Origin of the sequence: Hephaestia sp. MAHUQ-44 (assembly GCF_023806085.1) — a bacterium.
Classification (GTDB): Bacteria; Pseudomonadota; Alphaproteobacteria; order Sphingomonadales; family Sphingomonadaceae; genus Sphingomonas.
In genome coordinates this window covers 407,245-424,544 of sequence record NZ_JAMSLX010000001.1, presented here as the reverse complement: position 1 = coordinate 424,544, position 17,300 = coordinate 407,245, and the positions used below count along the sequence as shown (strand labels likewise).

Annotated in this window: 18 protein-coding genes, 1 tRNA gene and 1 pseudogene; 15 read left to right on the top strand and 5 right to left on the bottom strand. The window is 67.2% G+C overall.

The window, feature by feature from the left end; genetic code table 11:
* Positions 1 to 61: 61 nt before the first annotated feature.
* From NFE57_RS02050 to NFE57_RS02035, 4 genes and pseudogenes are all read left to right on the top strand, one after another.
* Complete coding sequence (locus NFE57_RS02050) at positions 62 to 754, top strand: NnrU family protein (protein ID WP_252133881.1); 693 nt, start codon at positions 62 to 64, stop codon at positions 752 to 754.
* A gap of 138 nt (positions 755 to 892) precedes the next feature.
* Positions 893 to 1,201, top strand: a pseudogene (gene psbQ / locus NFE57_RS02045) (photosystem II protein PsbQ); the annotation flags it as partial.
* Positions 1,202 to 1,218: 17 nt separating this feature from the next.
* Positions 1,219 to 2,547, top strand: a complete 1,329-nt coding sequence (locus NFE57_RS02040; protein WP_252133880.1) for a L,D-transpeptidase scaffold domain-containing protein — start codon at positions 1,219 to 1,221, stop codon at positions 2,545 to 2,547.
* 38 nt (positions 2,548 to 2,585) lie between these two features.
* Entirely contained in the window at positions 2,586 to 2,912 is a 327-nt protein-coding gene (locus tag NFE57_RS02035; protein ID WP_252133879.1) for a YnfA family protein, read from the top strand.
* On the opposite strand, the gene NFE57_RS02030 is transcribed toward NFE57_RS02035, so the two are convergent.
* Positions 2,909 to 4,168, bottom strand: a complete 1,260-nt coding sequence (locus NFE57_RS02030; protein WP_252133878.1) for a dicarboxylate/amino acid:cation symporter — start codon at positions 4,166 to 4,168, stop codon at positions 2,909 to 2,911. The genes NFE57_RS02035 and NFE57_RS02030 overlap by 4 nt on opposite strands.
* 119 nt (positions 4,169 to 4,287) lie before the next feature.
* Between NFE57_RS02030 and glmM the strand changes: the two genes are divergently transcribed.
* Positions 4,288 to 5,628 carry a phosphoglucosamine mutase gene (gene glmM / locus NFE57_RS02025; RefSeq protein WP_252133877.1) on the top strand — a complete coding sequence of 447 codons (1,341 nt, stop codon included), beginning with the start codon at positions 4,288 to 4,290 and terminating at the stop codon, positions 5,626 to 5,628.
* A gap of 273 nt (positions 5,629 to 5,901) precedes the next feature.
* Here the strand turns inward: glmM and NFE57_RS02020 are convergent, their stop codons facing one another.
* Positions 5,902 to 6,429, bottom strand: coding sequence for an isoaspartyl peptidase/L-asparaginase (locus tag NFE57_RS02020; RefSeq protein WP_502802695.1), 528 nt, complete (start codon positions 6,427 to 6,429; stop codon positions 5,902 to 5,904).
* On the bottom strand, positions 6,345 to 6,902 hold the full coding sequence (locus NFE57_RS02015) for an isoaspartyl peptidase/L-asparaginase (protein ID WP_252133875.1): 558 nt from the start codon (positions 6,900 to 6,902) through the stop codon (positions 6,345 to 6,347). The genes NFE57_RS02020 and NFE57_RS02015 overlap by 85 nt, the downstream gene beginning before the upstream one ends.
* A gap of 220 nt (positions 6,903 to 7,122) precedes the next feature.
* Between NFE57_RS02015 and thiD the strand changes: the two genes are divergently transcribed.
* From thiD to folP, 4 genes are all read left to right on the top strand, one after another.
* The gene (thiD, locus tag NFE57_RS02010; RefSeq protein ID WP_252133917.1) at positions 7,123 to 7,902 is read left to right on the top strand and encodes a bifunctional hydroxymethylpyrimidine kinase/phosphomethylpyrimidine kinase; all 780 of its coding nucleotides are present in this window, start codon (positions 7,123 to 7,125) and stop codon (positions 7,900 to 7,902) included.
* The gene (gene rnhB, locus NFE57_RS02005) at positions 7,902 to 8,528 is read left to right on the top strand and encodes a ribonuclease HII (RefSeq protein WP_252133874.1); all 627 of its coding nucleotides are present in this window, start codon (positions 7,902 to 7,904) and stop codon (positions 8,526 to 8,528) included. Before thiD ends, rnhB begins: the two co-directional genes overlap by 1 nt.
* Positions 8,529 to 8,699: 171 nt before the next feature.
* Positions 8,700 to 9,836 (top strand): site-specific DNA-methyltransferase, encoded by a 1,137-nt coding sequence (locus NFE57_RS02000; protein ID WP_286207581.1) that lies wholly within the window; start codon positions 8,700 to 8,702, stop codon positions 9,834 to 9,836.
* Between the two features lie 28 nt (positions 9,837 to 9,864).
* Positions 9,865 to 10,926, top strand: a complete 1,062-nt coding sequence (gene folP / locus NFE57_RS01995) for a dihydropteroate synthase (protein ID WP_252133873.1) — start codon at positions 9,865 to 9,867, stop codon at positions 10,924 to 10,926.
* 4 nt (positions 10,927 to 10,930) lie between these two features.
* Here the strand turns inward: folP and NFE57_RS01990 are convergent, their stop codons facing one another.
* Entirely contained in the window at positions 10,931 to 12,352 is a 1,422-nt protein-coding gene (locus tag NFE57_RS01990; RefSeq protein WP_252133872.1) for a sigma-54-dependent transcriptional regulator, read from the bottom strand.
* Positions 12,353 to 12,507: 155 nt separating this feature from the next.
* On the opposite strand from NFE57_RS01990, the gene NFE57_RS01985 reads away from it, so the two are divergent.
* The 5 genes from NFE57_RS01985 to NFE57_RS01965 all read left to right on the top strand — a co-directional run bounded on the left by NFE57_RS01985 (position 12,508) and on the right by NFE57_RS01965 (position 16,588).
* Positions 12,508 to 12,630, top strand: a complete 123-nt coding sequence (locus NFE57_RS01985; protein ID WP_252133871.1) for an aa3-type cytochrome c oxidase subunit IV — start codon at positions 12,508 to 12,510, stop codon at positions 12,628 to 12,630.
* Positions 12,631 to 12,643: 13 nt separating this feature from the next.
* Positions 12,644 to 13,771, top strand: coding sequence for an NAD(P) transhydrogenase subunit alpha (locus NFE57_RS01980; protein WP_252133870.1), 1,128 nt, complete (start codon positions 12,644 to 12,646; stop codon positions 13,769 to 13,771).
* Positions 13,772 to 13,783: 12 nt separating this feature from the next.
* Entirely contained in the window at positions 13,784 to 14,080 is a 297-nt protein-coding gene (locus tag NFE57_RS01975) for an NAD(P) transhydrogenase subunit alpha part 2 (protein WP_252133869.1), read from the top strand.
* A gap of 86 nt (positions 14,081 to 14,166) precedes the next feature.
* Positions 14,167 to 15,648: an NAD(P)(+) transhydrogenase (Re/Si-specific) subunit beta gene (locus NFE57_RS01970; protein WP_252133868.1), complete on the top strand. Its 1,482-nt coding sequence runs from the start codon at positions 14,167 to 14,169 to the stop codon at positions 15,646 to 15,648.
* Positions 15,649 to 15,652: 4 nt separating this feature from the next.
* Positions 15,653 to 16,588 carry a helix-turn-helix domain-containing protein gene (locus NFE57_RS01965; protein WP_252133867.1) on the top strand — a complete coding sequence of 312 codons (936 nt, stop codon included), beginning with the start codon at positions 15,653 to 15,655 and terminating at the stop codon, positions 16,586 to 16,588.
* A gap of 34 nt (positions 16,589 to 16,622) precedes the next feature.
* Here the strand turns inward: NFE57_RS01965 and sciP are convergent, their stop codons facing one another.
* Complete coding sequence (gene sciP, locus NFE57_RS01960; protein ID WP_252133866.1) at positions 16,623 to 16,934, bottom strand: CtrA inhibitor SciP; 312 nt, start codon at positions 16,932 to 16,934, stop codon at positions 16,623 to 16,625.
* A gap of 234 nt (positions 16,935 to 17,168) precedes the next feature.
* Between sciP and NFE57_RS01955 the strand changes: the two genes are divergently transcribed.
* Positions 17,169 to 17,244: transfer RNA gene (locus NFE57_RS01955), tRNA-Val, on the top strand.
* The last annotated feature ends 56 nt before the right edge of the window (positions 17,245 to 17,300 follow it).

Below are 17,300 nucleotides of genomic sequence, written 5' to 3'. Positions count from 1 at the left end.
TCGTTTCCAAAGCCGTGCGTTTGCGATAGGTTTCCGTCCAGACCACTCCGGGAGCCTGCTGATGGACGCAACGGGCATGGTGCTGGCGGCGGCGGTCGCCTTCGTCGGATCGCATTTCGTGATGTCGCATCCGCTGCGCGGGGGCCTCGTCCGCGTGATGGGCGAGGGCGGCTTCCTTCTTGTCTACACGCTCGTGTCGTTCGTGACGCTGGGCTGGCTGGTCTATGCCTATATCGCTGCCCCCGCGGCGGCGCCGCTCTGGCCGGTGGGCGAGGTGCTGTGGGCGATCGTCTCGGCGGTGATGCTGGTGGCGAGCGTGCTGTTCGTCGGCTCGCTGATCGGCAATCCGGCCTTCCCCCATCCGACCGGCAACACGACGATGCCGGGCGAGGCGCGCGGCGTGTTCGCGGTGACGCGCCATCCGATGATGTGGGGCTTCGGCCTGTGGGGGCTGTGCCATATCGCGGTGTTTCCCGATCCGTCGAACGTCATCCTCGCCGGGTCGATCGTCGTGCTGGCGCTGGTCGGCGCCGCGCTTCAGGATCGGAAGAAGGAGCGACTCCAGCCTGACATCTGGCGCGCGTGGGAGGCGAAGACGAGCTATTGGCCTTTCGCCGCGATCGCCGCCGGCCGCGCGCGCTTTGGCGGGTTCCGGCCGCACGATTGGGCGGGCGGCCTCCTCTTGTGGCTCATCGCAAGCTGGGCGCATCTCCCGCTCGCCGGCTGGGGCGCAGGCATCTGGCGCTGGCTGTAGCGCTACAGCTTTGTTCGGTGCCGCCGCTGTTTCAGGCAACCGAACCAACTCCAACACCCCCGTTTCCGGCGGTTTGGCTCTTGCAGCGCACCGTCTGGCGCTAAGCCATGGACCGTCCCGACGCTCCGGCCACATCCCGCGCATCGGGGGGCGCATTCGTGTCTGGGGAAAGAGGCACGTTCGAAAAGGAAAGCAATGATGCGCTTTAAAACGATCCTGTTGGTGGGGCTTGGTGCGGTTGCGCTCACCGCCTGCGCCAAGAAGGCGGAATTGGCCGCAGCGCCGCCGCCACCGCCCGGCGCCGTCGCCGGCAGCGTCGCCGCCGATCGTGACGGCGACGGCATCGTCGATGGCTATTACACCAGTGACGGCATGTACCACGCCAATGCCATTCCGGCGCCGCCGCCACCGCCGCCGGCCCCCAGCGGGGTGGGAGAGAGAGGCTGAGCAGCCACGTCGGGGGAGTGCGACGGTTCCGCACTCCCCATTATCTCGCCGCCGCCGCCGTCCTGCTGTCGATCCCGTCGGGCGCCGCCGCTCTGGCGCCGCCGCCCGCGGCTGCATCGCGCGCGGCGACCAGCCCTGTGGTCATCGCCGCGATCGAGGATAAAGCGGGCGGCGACCTCAAGCGTTTCTATCGCCAGCGCGGCTTCCGCCCCTTGTGGATCGAGGGCGGTAAGCTTGGCCCGCAGGCCGACAAGCTGGTCAGCTATCTTGCGACCGCATGGCTCGATGGCCTCAAGCCGTCGGCCTATGATCCCGACGATCTCGTCGCGGCCATCGCCACCGCGCGCAGCGGCGCGCCGGAGGATCTCGCCCGCGCCGAACTCGCCTTGTCCAAAGCCTTCGCTACCTATGTCCGCGATCAGCGGCGCCCGGCGCGCGACGTCGACGTCACCTATGCCGACAAGGCGCTCAAGCCGAAGAAGCTCAAGCCCGTGCAGGTGCTGACCGCGGCGTCGTTTCCTCCGTCGTTCAAGCAATATATCGCCGATATGGCGTGGATGAGCCGCGCCTATGTCGAGCTGCGCGACGCGATGGCGCGCGCGGCGGCGGCGCGGATGCCCGAATCAGAGATCGCCCGGCTGCGCCTCAATATGGATCGTGCGCGCATCCTGCCCGGCCCCTGGGTCCGCCACGTCATGGTCGATGCCTCGTCGGGGCGGCTGTGGTATTATGAGGCGGGCAAGCAGGTCGGCACGATGCGCGTCGTGGTGGGGGCCAAGGAAACGCAGACCCCGATGCTGGTCGGCTCGCTCCACTGGGCGATCGTGAACCCCTATTGGAACATCCCGACCTATCTCGCGCGCGGCAGCATCGCGAAGAAGGTTGCCTCGGGCCGTTCGCTCGCGACGATGCGGATCGAGGCGCTGTCGGACTGGAGCGCCTCGGCGACGACCATTCCCGCCGCGCAGATCGATTGGCCCGCGGTGGTCGCGGGCAAGCAGGATATCCGCCTGCGCGAGTTGCCGGGGGCGAACAATTCGATGGGCCGGGTCAAATTCACTTTCCCCAACGATGACGGCATCTATCTGCACGACACCCCCGATCGCGCGCTGCTCGCCAAGAGCGATCGCCATTTCAGCAACGGCTGCATCCGGCTCGAACACGCGATGGTGCTGGGCCGCTGGCTGCTCCAGCGCCCGGTGCCGGTGAAGACCAGCAAGCCCGAGGAAGCCGTGGTGCTGCCGGTCGCGGTCCCGGTCTACCTCACGTACATCACCGCCCAGCCGACCAAGGCCGGCGTCACCTTCCGCCCCGACGTCTATGGGCGTGACGGGCGCGGGGCGTAACGGCAGACAAGCCGATCGCAGACGGTTACGGTCGGCCGATGCAATCGACGATCGTCTATATCGGCGCGGCTTTGGCGGAAATCGCGGGCTGCTTCGCGTTCTGGGCCTGGCTCAGGATGGGCAAGTCGCTGCTGTGGCTCGTCCCCGGCTGCGCGGCGCTTATCCTCTTCGCCTGGCTGCTGACGCTCGTCGATACCGCGCACGCGGGCCGCGCCTATGCCGCTTATGGCGGGATCTACATCACCGCCGCGCTGTTATGGCTGTGGCTGGCCGAGGGCGTGCGCCCCGATCGCTGGGATATCGGCGGCGTCGCGCTGTGCCTCTTGGGCGCTGCCGTCATCTTCTTCGGCCCGCACCGGGTTTAGGGTTCGGCAACAGGCACCGTTTCCGCCCCATCGCCCGGCTTGCGCCGCCCGACCGTCGCGGTCACCGCGATGTCCATCGCCACATTGCCCACCGTGCGCACCAGATCGGGCAGCGTCTCGACCGCAACCAGCAGCCCCAGCGCCGCGATCGGGCTGCCCATCGCGATGCAGATCGGCGCGATTGAACTGATATAGCTCACCTGCCCCGGCAGCCCCACCGCGCCCATCGTCGTCACCGCCGCCACCGCGATCCCCGCCGCGATCTGCGCCGGCCCCAGCGGCACGCCGTAGAGGTGCGCGACATAGATCGCGACCGCGAGGTTCATCGGCGGCCCGGTGACGCGGAAGATCGCGACCGCGAGCGGCAGCACGATCCCGCTCTTGGCCACCGGCACGCCCAGATCGTCGGTCGCGCGCAGCATCGCGGGCAGCGAGGCGAGCGAGCTTTGCGTGCTGATCGCGACCGCATGGGCAGGCCCGGTCGCGCGCACGAAGCGCCCGAACCGAATCCGCCCGCCGATCGCCCCCAGCGGAAAGGCGAGCAGCCAGACGACGATCCCCACCGCCGAGACGATCGCGACATAATGGACGAGCACGCCGATCGCCGAGGTGCCGGCCTTGGCGCCGAACACCAGCGCCAGCGCGAACACCCCGATCGGCCCCAGCCACAGCACCCAGTTGATCACCACCACCATCGCGTCGGCGATGATCTGGAAGAATCCGGTCATCCGCTCGCGCTGCTCGGCGGGCAGCCGGGTAAGCGCGAAGCCGAACACCAGCGCGAACACGATCAGCGGCAGGAAGGCGTTGTTCGCCGCTGCGGTGACGACGTTGGTCGGCACCAATGTCTCGATGAATTGTGAGAAGGGCGCGATCTCGCCCACCGGCCCGGCATGGGCAAGCGCGGCGGTCAGCCCGGCCTTGGCGCTGGCGGGCAGCGGGAAGGCGTCGAGCAGCGCCGGCGTCACCAGCGCCGCCAATGCCGAGGCGGCCCAGAGCAAGGCGACGAAGGTCACCAGCGCACGCGCCGTCAGTCGCCCGGCGCGCGCGGCCTCGGCACTCGCGGCGATCCCGGTCACGATCAGCGCGACCACCAGCGGCACGATCGTCATCTGCAACCCGTTGAGCCACGCGGTGCCAATCGGCTGCGCGATTTGCGTGACGCGCGATACCCAATCGGGGGCAAGCGCCGCCAGCCCGATTCCCGCCGCCAGGCCGAGCGCGAGCGCGAGCAGAATGCGTGTGGTCTTGGACATGCTCGCGCTTGGCTCCCTGAGCCGTTACAGGTCTGGACGGACGCGGTACCGGCCCGGCACCGCCCTGTTGCAGCGATGCTGAAACAGAAGACACAACATAGCGGATAGAGCGCGGCACGATGGCAAGAAAATATTTCGGCACCGACGGGATCAGGGGGCTGACCAACGCGTCGCCGATGACGGCCGAAATGGCGATGAAGGTCGGCATGGCCGCCGGCGCGCATTTCGTGCGCGGCAGCCACAAGCACCGCGTCGTGATCGGCAAGGACACGCGGCTGTCGGGCTATATGCTCGAAAACGCGATGGTCGCGGGGTTCACCGCGGTCGGGATGGACGTGGTACTGGTCGGGCCGATGCCGACGCCGGCGGTGGCGATGCTGACGCATTCGATGCGCGCCGATCTGGGGGTGATGATCTCGGCCAGCCACAATCCGTTCGCCGATAACGGGATCAAGCTGTTCGGCCCCGATGGCTACAAATTGTCCGACGAGGACGAAAGCCGGATCGAGGCGCTGATCGATGGCGATGTCGCGCTCGCCCCCGCCGCCGAGATCGGCCGCGCGCGCCGCGTCGAGGATGCGCGCGGGCGCTATATCCACGCCGCCAAGATGACCTTTCCCGAGGCGCTGACGCTTGAGGGACTCAAGATCGTCGTCGATTGCGCCAATGGCGCCGCCTATCAGGTCGCGCCTTCCGCTTTGTGGGAATTGGGTGCGCAGGTGGTCGCGATCGGGGTCGAGCCCAACGGCAAGAACATCAACCAGCGCGTCGGCTCGACCGCGCCCGAGACGATGTGCGAGACCGTCGTCGCTTCGGGCGCGCATCTCGGCATCGCGCTCGATGGCGATGCCGATCGGCTGATCGTGTGCGACGAAAACGGCCGGATCGTCGATGGCGACCAGTTGATGGCGACGATCGCGACCTCCTGGGCCAAGCGCGGGCGGCTGCGCGGCGGCGGGCTGGTCGCGACGGTGATGTCGAACCTCGGGCTCGAACGCCACCTCGCCGCCGAAGGGCTCGGGCTGCTGCGCACCAAGGTCGGCGACCGGCACGTGCTCGAGGCGATGCGGCGCGACGGCTACAATGTCGGCGGCGAGCAATCGGGGCACATCATCCTGTCGGATTATGCGACCACCGGCGACGGGCTGGTGGCGAGCCTGCAGATCCTGGGCGAGATCGTCCACGCCCGCGCGCCCGCCAGCGAGGTGCTCCACCGCTTCGATCCCGTCCCGCAACTGCTCAGGAACGTCCGCTTCAAGGGCGGCAAACCGCTCGACGATGCGCGCGTGAAGGACGCGATCGCCGCCGCCGAGGCCGAACTCGACGGCACCGGCCGCCTCGTCATCCGTCCCTCGGGCACCGAGCCGGTGATCCGGGTGATGGCCGAAGGCGACGATTCGGCGCAGGTCAAAGCCGTGGTCGACCGCATCTGCGCGGCCGTGGAGCAGGCCGCGGTGTAGGTTCTCTCCGTCATGCCGGACGTGTTCCGGCATCCAACCCTCCACGAGCGGTAGCGTTCGAGGCGCGTTGGCCCCCGGAACAGGTCGGCGATATCCCCTTCGGATGCGTACATCTGTTGACCTCCCCGGCGAAGGCCGGGGTCCAATATCGGACCGGTCGTAACTGGACCCCGGCCTTCGCCGGGGAGGTGAATCGAGAAGGGAGATCGGTGCGAAAGGGATCATCGCCGCACCAGTCCGGGGTGACGGCGGCATAGGTCTGATGCGCGCAAGTCAGCCCTCGGAAAACAAACTCCCCGCCGGCAGCACTGCCGCCGCGCGCGCCGCCCGCGTCACCGCATAGGTAAACCCCGGCACCAACGCGAACGCACCCACCGCGCCATCCTTGCCCAAGGCGAGGAACCCCACCTGCATCCCCCGGATCGCCTCCCCGCGCAGCCGGGCGATATGTTCGCAGGCCTCGCGGCATGCGGCCGCGGGCGTCATCCCGCTCCGCATCGACGCCACCACGCGCGCGGTGCCCGCGATGCGGATCACTTCCTCGCCCATCCCGGTCGACACCGCGGCGCCGACGCCGCGCTCGACGAACAACCCGCACCCCGCCTGCGGCGAATCGCCGACGCGCCCGCGCATCTTGAATGCCATGCCCGATGTCGTGCACGCCGCCGCCATATGCCCGTCACGTCCGCGTGCGATGATCTCGATCGTGTCGTGATTCAGCGCCGATCCGGCGGGCCGGGCAATTGGTTCTCGATATTGGCAATGGACCGGTAATCGGCGGTTTTGAGCCAGTCGCGCCACGCGGTCTCGGCCGCCGGGGTCAGCAACTTGGTGCGCGCCATCCCCTGATCGAGCGCAAAACGCGTCGCCCCCTCACCCACCAGCAGCGTGTGCGGCGTCTTTTCCATCACGCTCCGCGCCACGGTGATCGCGTGGACGATGTCCTCGAGCGCCGCGACCGCGCCGACGCGCCCGTCCTCGTCCATGATGATCGCGTCGAGCGTGACGTGCCCGTCGCGGTCGGGATAGCCGCCATAGCCGACCGAATGATTGTCGGGATCGGCCTCGGGCACGCGCGCGCCCGCCTCGACGGCGTCGAGCGGCGTCCCGCCTGCGTTGAGCCTTGCCAGCGCCGCCGCATTGGCTGCCTTGCCGAAATCCCACGTCGAGACGATCGCGATCGGATCGTCGTCGGTGATGGCGGCCCGTGCGCCGCTCGCGACCGCGATCGCGCCCCCCATGCCGATCATGCCGCGCCGCGATAGGTGGGTCATGGCTGTCCCCTTTCGGTTGCATGATGACGCCTGCGCGCGCGTTCGCGCAAGCGCGCGCAGGCGGCGGCGCTAGGGTCTGTCCTACAACCGCCTCGCTGTGCCACTATGGCCGCATGATCGTCTCGACCTGCCTCTCGCTTCGCCTCTCGCTTCCAACGTGTACCCGTCGGGCTACCCCCTCCAGCGCGTCAACTTTGTCAACTTCGGGGGCCGCGTCATGGTGAGCCCGGCGCGTATTCTGATCGTCGCGGGGTCCGATTCGGGCGGTGGTGCGGGCATTCAGGCCGATATCAAGACGGTGACGATGCTCGGCGGCCACGCGATGACGGCGATCACCGCGCTCACCGCGCAGAATACGCTGGGGGTGCAGCGGGTGATGCCCGTGCCCGCCGATATGGTGCTCGCGCAGATCGAGTCGTGCGTCGGCGATATCGGCGTCGATGCGGTGAAGATCGGCATGATCGGCTCGGCCGAGACCGCGAATGCCGTGGTCGATGCGCTCGAACGCATCGTGGCGGTGCAGCATGTGCCGATCGTGTTCGATCCGGTGATGGTCGCCACCTCGGGCTCGGTGCTGGCCGACGACGCGACGATCGCCGCCTTCGGCCGGTTGATGCGGATCGCCACGCTCACCACCCCCAATCTGCCCGAACTGCACGCGCTCGGTGGCGAGGCGGCGGTGCTCGGCACCGGCAGCGCGGTGCTCGCCAAGGGCGGCCATCGTGAAGGGCCGATGGTCGACGACTGGCTGATCACGCCCGCGGCGCGACGGCTGTTCAGCAACCCGAGGATCGACACGCGCCATACCCACGGCACCGGCTGTACGCTGGCGAGTGCGATCGCAACCGGGTTGGGGCAGGGGGGCGCGCTCGATCAGGCGGTCGAGCGCGGGATTGCCTTTGTCCGCGCCGCGATCACCCACGCGCCGGGGCTGGGGCAGGGCTCGGGGCCGATGGGGCATTCGCTCGGCCGCGCCCCGTTCGACGAACGCGACGGCTGATGCCGAGCCGGCGCCACGAAAGGCTCTATCCCGCGCCCGTCTGCGGCGTCGACGAAGCGGGCAGGGGGCCGCTCGCGGGGCCGGTGGTCGCCGCCGCGGTGATCCTGCCCGATCGCGGTGTTCCGCGCGGGCTCGACGATTCGAAGAAGCTCAGCGCCACCGCGCGGGCGCACCTCCACGATCGGCTGATGACGTGCGCGATCGTCGGGGTCGGGATCGTCGAGGCCGACGAGATCGATCGGCTCAACATCTATTGGGCGACGATGAAGGCGATGACGCTCGCGGTCGATGCGGTTGCTGCCATATTGGGCGCCGCGCCGGGCCATGTGCTGGTCGATGGCAACCGCCTGCCGCGCTGGGATTATGCCGCCACGCCGCTGGTCGGTGGCGACGCGCTTGCGACGTGCATCGCCGCCGCGTCGATCATCGCCAAGCACATTCGCGACACGATCATGATCGCGCATGCCGAATCATATCCGCACTACGATTGGCACGCGAATAAGGGCTATGCGGCGCCGGCTCACCTCAGCGCGTTGCGCCAGTTCGGGCCGTCGCCGCTCCATCGGCGCTCGTTTGCCCCCGTTGCGCAGGCGGAATTGCCCCTCAAAATCGACGTGAGTCTTTAAAGGCACACCACCAGCCCTTGCGGTCGCATCGCGCGGGCGGACTCAACATGTCGGGAAGGTCGCGAAATGTTCCGCATCGTTAACGATTTGGTCACGATGATGGTTAACTAAACTCTGCTTGACGCAACCGCGCTGGTCAGCATTTTGCCGGTTCAACACGGGGGTTTAAGAATGGCGGTTCTCGAAAAGGTCCGGGCACGGACGAAGCCGGTTGCAGCAGCTGCACCAACGCCGGCGCTGCCGCTCGATCAGATTCTGCGCGGCGATTGCATCGCGGCGATGAAGGCGCTGCCGGCGAAATCGGTCGATATGATCTTCGCCGATCCGCCCTACAATCTCCAGCTCGGCGGCGATCTCCATCGCCCCGACGGCAGCCATGTCGATGCCGTCACCGACGATTGGGACAAATTCGATACCTTTGCGGCCTATGACGCGTTCACGCGGGCGTGGCTGGCGGAGGCGCAGCGCATCCTCAAGGATGACGGCACGATCTGGGTGATCGGCAGCTATCACAACATCTTCCGCGTTGGCGCGGCGGTGCAGGATCTGGGCTATTGGATCCTCAACGACATCGTCTGGCGCAAGGCCAACCCGATGCCCAATTTCCGCGGCACGCGCTTCACCAACGCGCATGAAACGCTGATCTGGGCGTCGAAGGGCGAGAAGGCCAAATACACCTTCAACTACCGCTCGATGAAGACCTTGAACGACGAACTGCAAATGCGCTCGGATTGGGAATTCCCGATCTGCGGCGGGCAGGAACGGCTGAAGAAGAACGGCACCAAGGTGCACCCGACGCAGAAGCCCGAGGCGCTGATCTATCGCATCCTGCTGGCGTGCACCAGGCCGGGCGATGTCGTGGTCGATCCGTTCTTCGGCACCGGCACCACCGGTGCGGTCGCCAAAAGGCTCGGCCGCCACTGGATCGGGATCGAACGCGAGGGCGATTATATCGAGGCCGCCGAGGAACGGATCGCCGCTGCGCTGCCGCTCGACGAATCGGCGCTGGCAACGATGCAGAGCCCCCGGCAACAGCCCAAGGTCTCGTTCGGGACGCTGGTCGAAAACGGCTATCTCGTCCCCGGCGCGGTGCTCACCGACAGCAAGCGCCGCTGGCGCGTCACCGTCCGCGCCGATGGCTCGCTGCGGAGCGACTGCGGGCAGGAGGGGTCGATCCACAAGCTCGGCGCGCTGCTTCAGGGCGCGCCCGCGTGCAACGGCTGGACCTTCTGGCATTATGAAGCGGATACCGGCCTCAAGCCGATCGACGCGCTGCGCCAGACCTATCTGCTGGCGACGCAGCCCTAAGCCAGCGCCCGAACGGCAAAGGATGGGCATGACCTTCCACCTCCGCCCCACCCAGTTCGTCGACACCCCCGTCGGTCGCGACGGCGCGGTGGCGCGGCTGGCGGGCGGGATGCTGTGGTTCGCCGCATATGAGGTGATCGAGGCCGGCACCCGCCGCACCGTGCCGATCGCCGATTTCGACCAGGCGTTGGGCGGCAACCAACGCGCGGCCACGCTCCACCAGCGGATCACCGCGCCGCGCGCACCGCTGACGCTTGGCGAACGGACGCTGCGCTTCGATCAGCCGCTCGCCGCGGGCATTCTCAACGTCACCCCCGACAGCTTCTCGGATGGTGGCGGCCATCAGGACGATCCTGCCGCTGCTGCCGCCGCCGGGGTCGATCTGGCCGCGGCCGGCGCGGCGCTGGTCGACATTGGCGGTGAATCGACCCGGCCGGGTGCCGCGACGGTGTGGGAAGGCGACGAAATCAAACGCGTCGTCCCGGTGATCGAACGGCTGCGCGCGGCGGGCACTTTGATCTCGATCGACACGCGCAAGGCCAGCGTGATGGAGGCCGCGCTCGCGGCGGGCGCGCACATCGTCAACGACGTCTCGGCGCTGCTGTGGGACGATCGCGCGCTCGATCTGGTCGCGCGCGCGGGCTGCCCCGTTATCCTGATGCACTCACCCGAGCCCGAAAAAGGCCCGCATGGCGGCCATGGCTATACCCATGTTCTCACCGAGGTGTTCGACTGGCTCGACGCGCGGATCGATGCGGTCGCCGCCGCGGGCGTCGATCGTGCGAAGATCATCGTCGATCCGGGCATCGGTTTCGGCAAGAGCCTCGCGGACAATCTCGCGCTGCTCAACGGTCTCGCGCTGTTCCACGGGCTCGGCTGTCCGATCATGCTCGGCGCCAGCCGCAAGCGGATGATCGGCGCGCTGTCGAACGAAGCGCCCGCCGACGCGCGGCTCGGCGGCTCGATCGCGCTTGCGGTCAAGGGGATGGACGCGGGTGTCCAACTCCTCCGCGTCCACGATGTCGCAGAGACGGTGCAGGCCACGCGCGTCTGGCGGGGGCTGCGCGATCAGGCATTGGTCGGGGGCTGACGCGCTACGCCGCGTTGTCGATCCCGAGTTCGCTCAATTTGCGGTAGAGCGTCGAACGCCCGATCCCCAGCCGCCGCGCGACCTCGGTCATCCGGCCGCGATAATGGCCGATCGCCAGCCGGATCAGATCGGCCTCGATCTCCTCCAGCGTGCGCAGATTGCCATCGGGGTGATAGAGCGTGACGCCGCCGTTCGATGCCATTGCCGCGGTGGGGGTGGTGGGTGAACGGCGGGTGCCCAGCGCCGCGATCTGCGGGAAATCGGCGTCGGTCAGCGCGGCCTCGTCGCACAGCACGGCGGCGCGGAACAGTGCATTCTGGAGCTGGCGGACATTGCCCGGCCAATCGTAATTCATCAGCAGCCGGATCGCGTCGTCGGTGATCCCGATCGGCCGCAGCCCCGGCTGTTCGGCGATCCGCGCGAGCAGATGGCGGGCGAGCGAGGGAATATCGGCGACACGCTCACGCAGCGGCGGGATCGTCACCTGAACCACGTTGAGCCGGTAATAGAGATCTTCGCGGAAGCGTCCGGCCTCGACCTCGTCGAGGAGCCGCTTGTTGCTCGCCGCGATCACGCGCACGTCGACCTCGCGGCTGTGCCGAGCACCGAGCGCCTGCACCTCGCCCGACTGCAGCAGGTGCAGCAGCTTGACCTGCGCGTCGAGCGGTATCTCGCAGACTTCGTCGAGGAACAGCGTGCCGCCATCGGCTTCCTGAAAGCGCCCCACCTTGCGCTCGAACGCGCCAGTAAATGCGCCCTTTTCGTGCCCGAACAATTCGGATTCGATAAGGTTGGCGGGGATCGCGCCGCAATTGACCGCGATCAACGGCTTCTTCGCGCGGGGGCTGGCGGCATGGATGGCATCGGCGACGACTTCCTTGCCGACGCCGCTTTCGCCTTCGAGCAGCACCGGCACGCGCGCGCGCGCCGCCTTGGCCGCGATCGCCAGCGCGGCGCGGAATTGCGGCTCGGCGCCGACAATGTCCTCGAAGCCGAGCGTCGCCGGAATCTTTTCGGTCAGAGGACGCAATTCGCCTGTGGTCTTGCCGCCGACCGCGGTTTCGAGCGCGCCCAGCAGGCGTTCGGGGGCGATCGGCTTGACCAGGAAATCGGTAGCGCCGCTGCGCATCGCATCGACCGCGCGCCCGACCGAGACGTGCGCGGTAAGCATCAGGATGGGCAGCGCGGGGCGGCGCGCGCGCAATTCGGCGATCAGACTGGCGGCGTCTTCATCAGGTGACCAGATGTCGAGCAGAATCGCATCGAGCTGCATGCCATCCTGCGTGCCGAGCATCGCGATCGCCATTTCAGCGTCGGCGGCGAATATTGATCGCCACCCGCCACGCGCGGCCAGCGCCGATATCAGCCGTCGCTGGGCAGGCTCGTCATCGATCAGCATCAGCAAACGCTGGCCGTTAGGCGTCATTGCAACCCTCTTGATCATCCGGTTCGGCCCGAACCATAGGGCCGAGGCGGTAAAGGTCGCCTTAAGCGCCCCCAACCCCGTGTAGGGCTTGAGGTGCTGTGCGACGCCGGTTAAGGATCGCCGCCAATTGGGGTTTCAGGAAGGATCGACGATCGATGGCCGGGAACGGTAACATAGAGGCGCATGAAGCGACCTACGCAACGATCATGGCGCTGTTCAAGTGGAGCGCGGTGTCGCTGTTTCTGATCGCGATGCTTGTCATGTGGCTGATTTCGTGAGCCGGAACGCCGCGTGAAGATCGCGATCCTCAAGGAAGGTGCTGCCGGCGAGCGGCGTGTCGCCGCGACCCCGGAAACCGCGAAAAAATTCATCGCTTTGGGCGCCGCGGTCGCGATCGAGCGCGGCGCGGGCGCGGCGGCGTCCTATGCCGATGCCGATTACGAGGCCGTGGGCGCGACGCTGGGCGGTCGCGATGAGGTGCTCGCAGGCGCCGATATCCTGCTCGGCGTGCAGGGACCCGAGCCCGCGAGCATCGCCGCGGCGAAACAGGGTGCGTGGCTGGTCGCGGGGCTCAACCCCTTTGGTGAGCGCGCGCGGGTCGATGCCTATGCCAAGGCCGGGATCGAGGCGCTGGCGATGGAATTCATGCCGCGCATCACGCGCGCGCAATCGATGGATATCCTGTCGTCGCAATCGAATCTTGCCGGCTACAAGGCGGTGCTCGATGCCGCGGCCGTTTATGGTCGCGTGTTTCCGATGATGATGACCGCGGCGGGCACCGTCTCGGCCGCGCGCGTTTTCGTCATGGGGGTCGGCGTTGCCGGCTTGCAGGCGATCGCGACCGCCCGGCGGCTGGGCGCTCAGGTTTCGGCGACCGACGTTCGCTCGGCGACCAGGGAACAAATTCAGAGCCTCGGCGCCAAGCCGATCTTCGTCGAGAACGTCAAGGGCATCGAGGGCGAAGGTTCGGGCGGTTATGCTGGCGAGATGTCCGAAGAATATCAGAAGGCGCAGGCCGAACTGGTTTCGAGCCATATCGCCAAGCAGGACATCGTGATCACCACCGCGCTGATTCCGGGCCGGCCCGCGCCGCGCCTGATTTCGGACGCACAACTGGCGACGATGCGGCCGGGCAGCGTGATCATCGATCTCGCGGTCGAACAGGGCGGCAATGTCGAAGGTGCGGTTGCCGGCGAGATCGTCGAGAAGCACGGCATCAAGATCGTCGGCCACAAGAACGTGCCGAGCCGTCTTGCCACCGATGCGTCGGCGCTGTTCGCGCGCAACCTCTACAATTTCCTCTCGGCGTTCTGGGACAAGGAAGCGGGCAAGCCCGTCCTCCCCGACGGCGACGAGATCGGCGACGCGATCCGGCTGACGCAGGGTGGCAAGGTCGTCAATCAACGGCTGCTGGGCTGAACGGGGGATATCATGGATTTTGTTTCGATCCTGTCGATCTTCGCGCTGGCGTGTTTCGTCGGTTATTATGTCGTCTGGTCGGTCACCCCGGCGCTGCACACGCCGCTGATGGCGGTGACCAACGCGATTTCGAGCGTGATCGTCGTCGGTGCGCTGATTGCGAGTGCCGCGGCGGGCTCGACCGGCTCGAAATGGCTGGGGCTGATCGCGGTGGCGCTGGCCAGCGTCAACATCTTCGGTGGCTTTGCGGTCACCGCGCGGATGCTCGCCATGTACAAGAAGAAAGAGCGGCCGGCGGCCAAATCATAATCCGTCGCCCCAGCACGGGCTGGGGTTTCGTGCCGGGCTGGAACAGGGAAATGCCGGCCTGCGCTGGCTGACGAACGGGGAACACAATGGACGTGAATTCGGTGAATCCCTGGGTGGCGCTCGCCTATCTGATCGCAGGGGTGTGCTTCATCCTCGCGCTGCGCGGGCTGTCGAGCCCAGAGAGCAGCCGCCGGGGCAACCGCTTTGGTATGGTCGGTATGGCGATCGCCGTGGTCACGACGCTGATCACGCATGCTCCGCGTGTCGCCAACACCGATGGTGCCCTTTTCGCTGGCATGGATCTGGTCGCGGCGTTCGAAATTCTCGTCGCGATCGCGGTCGGCGGTGGGATCGGCCTCGTCATCGCGCGCCGGATCGCGATGACGGCGATGCCGCAGCTCGTCGCGGCCTTCCACAGCCTCGTCGGTATGGCCGCGGTGCTGGTCGGCTGCGCGGCCTATCTCAATCCCGGCGCGTTCGGGATCGCCGATCTGGTGACGCCGATGATCGGTGATCCGTTCATGGCGATCCACCCCGTCAGCCGGGTCGAAATGGGGCTTGGTGTCGCGATCGGCGCGATCACCTTCTCCGGCTCGGTCATCGCCTTTGCCAAATTGAACGGCAATATGTCGGGCAAGCCGATCCTGCTGCCGTTCCGCCATGTCATCAACTTCGGCGTGCTCGCGGCGATCGTCGGGCTGGTCGCCTGGTTCACGCAGGATCAGTCGCCCTGGATTTTCTGGACGATCACCGCGCTGTCGTTCGCGATCGGCTTCCTGCTCATCGTGCCCATCGGCGGTGCGGACATGCCGGTCGTGGTCTCGATGCTCAACAGCTATTCGGGCTGGGCGGCCGCCGCGATGGGGTTCACGCTCCACAACACCGCGATGATCATCACCGGCGCGCTGGTGGGCTCGTCGGGCGCGATCCTGTCGTACATCATGTGCCGCGCGATGAACCGCAGCTTCGTCAGCGTGATCGCGGGCGGCTTCGGTGGCGATAGCGGCGGGGCAAGCGGTGGTGGCGCGGCGATCGACCGTCCGTGGAAGCGCGGCTCGGCCGAGGATGCGGCGTTTCTGATGAGCCAGGCCGAACAGGTCATCATCGTCCCCGGTTACGGCATGGCGGTGGCGCAGGCGCAGCACGCGCTGCGTGAGATGGGCGACAAGCTCAAGGAAGCCGGTGTGCGCGTCAAATACGCGATCCATCCGGTCGCGGGGCGGATGCCGGGCCACATGAACGTGCTGCTCGCCGAGGCCAATGTGCCCTATGACGAGGTGTTCGAGCTCGAGGACATCAACTCCGAATTCGCGCAGACCGATGTCGCCTTCGTGATCGGCGCCAACGACGTCACCAATCCGGCGGCCAAGACCGACAAATCGTCGCCGATCTACGGCATGCCTGTGCTCGATGTCGAAAGGGCCAAGACGGTGTTGTTCATCAAGCGCTCGATGGGCGGCGTGGGCTATGCCGGTGTCGACAATGAGGTCTTCTATCGCGACAACACGATGATGCTGCTCGCCGACGCCAAGAAGATGGTCGAGGAAATCGTCAAGGCGCTCGATTGAGGCCATGGCGGTGACGGGGGCCTTTGCACACGAAGCAGGTTTCCCCGCCACATCGATCAATGCGCTCGTGATCGCTGCCGATGCAGCGGCTGCTGGTCCCGCCCGTGATGCGTTGGCTGCTGCCGGCACGCGCCTTGCCGGCGTCGCCGATCCCACCGATGCCAGCGCGTTTGACGAGCCGGTCGATCTCATCCTGCTCGAAGCGCAAACGCTTGGCGACGCGGCGCTCGACGCGCTGTTGCCGCGCCTCGATACATGGGCGCGCGAACGAGGGGCACGCGTCATCGTGGCACTGACGATGGCACAGATTGATCCGGTTTCGCGTCACCTGCTCGGCGGCAACGTCGATCTGTTGTGCGAGCCGGATGCTGCGCAACGGCTGCTTGCGGTGATGCTGGCGTGTTCGGGGCATGCCGGCGGCGTCGAGGATCGCAGCCGCGAGGCCGAACGGCTGCGGCAGATGAATGAGGAAGTCGCGCGGATCGCCGAAGCGCTGGCGCGGCTCGCGCAGCGGGGGCCGACCGCGCCGAGCGAGAATGTGGTCAGCGATCGTCGGCCCGGCTTTCGCGCGGCCGAGGTGGTGCCTGGCGCCATCGTCGAGGCGCGCGACCTGCGCGATGCGATCCGATCGCGCCGCCTGCGCGACCAATATATTGCCGGCGGGCTGTTCGAGGATCCGGCGTGGGACATGCTGCTCGATCTGTTCGCCGCCGATCTCGAGGGCAGTCGGGTGTCGGTATCGAGCCTGTGTATTGCCGCTGCGGTCGCGCCTACCACCGCGCTGCGCTGGATCGGGCGGATGACCGAGGCGGGGCTGTTGGGCCGCACCCCCGACCCCGACGATCGCCGCCGCGCCTTCGTGATGCTTGGTGCGTCGACGCGGCAGGCGATGCTCGATTATTGCACCGCTGCCAAACGTCAGGGGCTGCCGATCGCGTGATGCTCGGAGCCGCAGGCGTGTCAGCGGCAAGACGTTAGTCGAGCAGCCCGAGCCGGCTCTGCTTTTCGTACAGGTCGCGATAATGCTGCGTGCGCGTGACACGCAGCCCCGGCATGCCGGCGACATCGACCGCGCGCTGCCAGCTTTCCAGTTCGTCCGAAGACAGCCGATAGCGCGCGCACGCCTCCTCGCTGGTCAGCAAGCCGCCACGAATCGCCGCCACGACTTCCGCCTTGCGCCGGATGATCCACCGCTTGGTATCGGCGGGCGGCAGCGAGTTGAGCGTCAGCGTCTCGCCCAGGGGGCCGATGACCCCCAGTCGATGAACCTTGCTATCTGCGCCCATGATGACCTCCGAAATACGCTACCGGCGCCCTCCACCGGAGCGCGAGGAGTCCCCCACAAATGACGTGCAGGCTGGCCGGGAAAGGTAAATTATTTCTTAACGCGTTATCGCGACGGCCGGATTAGCGGCGCGCGTGGTTGTGCGGCGGGCAAAGCCGGGGGCGACGTTTCGTCGGCGTTCAGGCGACACTTGCACACGCGCAAAAGCCCGCTATGACGCGGCGTTCGCTGGTTGGGGCGATTAGCTCAGTTGGTAGAGCGCTTCGTTTACACCGAAGATGTCGGCAGTTCGAGCCTGTCATCGCCCACCATTCTTATTGCCGCGCTCGATCTGCGCTCGCCCTGAGTCAATCGAAGGGCCGTCGCG

What these genes read in the sequence shown, in the direction of transcription:
- NFE57_RS01965 (WP_252133867.1), top strand. Translation starts at nt 15,653, where the DNA reads ATGGCGGTGACGGGGGCCTTTGCACACGAAGCAGGTTTCCCCGCCACA.
- glmM (WP_252133877.1), top strand. Translation starts at nt 4,288, where the DNA reads ATGGCAAGAAAATATTTCGGCACCGACGGGATCAGGGGGCTGACCAAC.
- NFE57_RS02015 (WP_252133875.1), bottom strand. Translation starts at nt 6,902, where the DNA reads ATGACCCACCTATCGCGGCGCGGCATGATCGGCATGGGGGGCGCGATC.
- NFE57_RS01985 (WP_252133871.1), top strand. Translation starts at nt 12,508, where the DNA reads ATGGCCGGGAACGGTAACATAGAGGCGCATGAAGCGACCTACGCAACG.
- rnhB (WP_252133874.1), top strand. Translation starts at nt 7,902, where the DNA reads ATGCCGAGCCGGCGCCACGAAAGGCTCTATCCCGCGCCCGTCTGCGGC.
- NFE57_RS02035 (WP_252133879.1), top strand. Translation starts at nt 2,586, where the DNA reads ATGCAATCGACGATCGTCTATATCGGCGCGGCTTTGGCGGAAATCGCG.
- NFE57_RS02050 (WP_252133881.1), top strand. Translation starts at nt 62, where the DNA reads ATGGACGCAACGGGCATGGTGCTGGCGGCGGCGGTCGCCTTCGTCGGA.
- NFE57_RS01975 (WP_252133869.1), top strand. Translation starts at nt 13,784, where the DNA reads ATGGATTTTGTTTCGATCCTGTCGATCTTCGCGCTGGCGTGTTTCGTC.
- NFE57_RS01990 (WP_252133872.1), bottom strand. Translation starts at nt 12,352, where the DNA reads ATGACGCCTAACGGCCAGCGTTTGCTGATGCTGATCGATGACGAGCCT.
- NFE57_RS01970 (WP_252133868.1), top strand. Translation starts at nt 14,167, where the DNA reads ATGGACGTGAATTCGGTGAATCCCTGGGTGGCGCTCGCCTATCTGATC.
- NFE57_RS02000 (WP_286207581.1), top strand. Translation starts at nt 8,700, where the DNA reads ATGGCGGTTCTCGAAAAGGTCCGGGCACGGACGAAGCCGGTTGCAGCA.
- folP (WP_252133873.1), top strand. Translation starts at nt 9,865, where the DNA reads ATGACCTTCCACCTCCGCCCCACCCAGTTCGTCGACACCCCCGTCGGT.
- sciP (WP_252133866.1), bottom strand. Translation starts at nt 16,934, where the DNA reads ATGGGCGCAGATAGCAAGGTTCATCGACTGGGGGTCATCGGCCCCCTG.
- NFE57_RS02030 (WP_252133878.1), bottom strand. Translation starts at nt 4,168, where the DNA reads ATGTCCAAGACCACACGCATTCTGCTCGCGCTCGCGCTCGGCCTGGCG.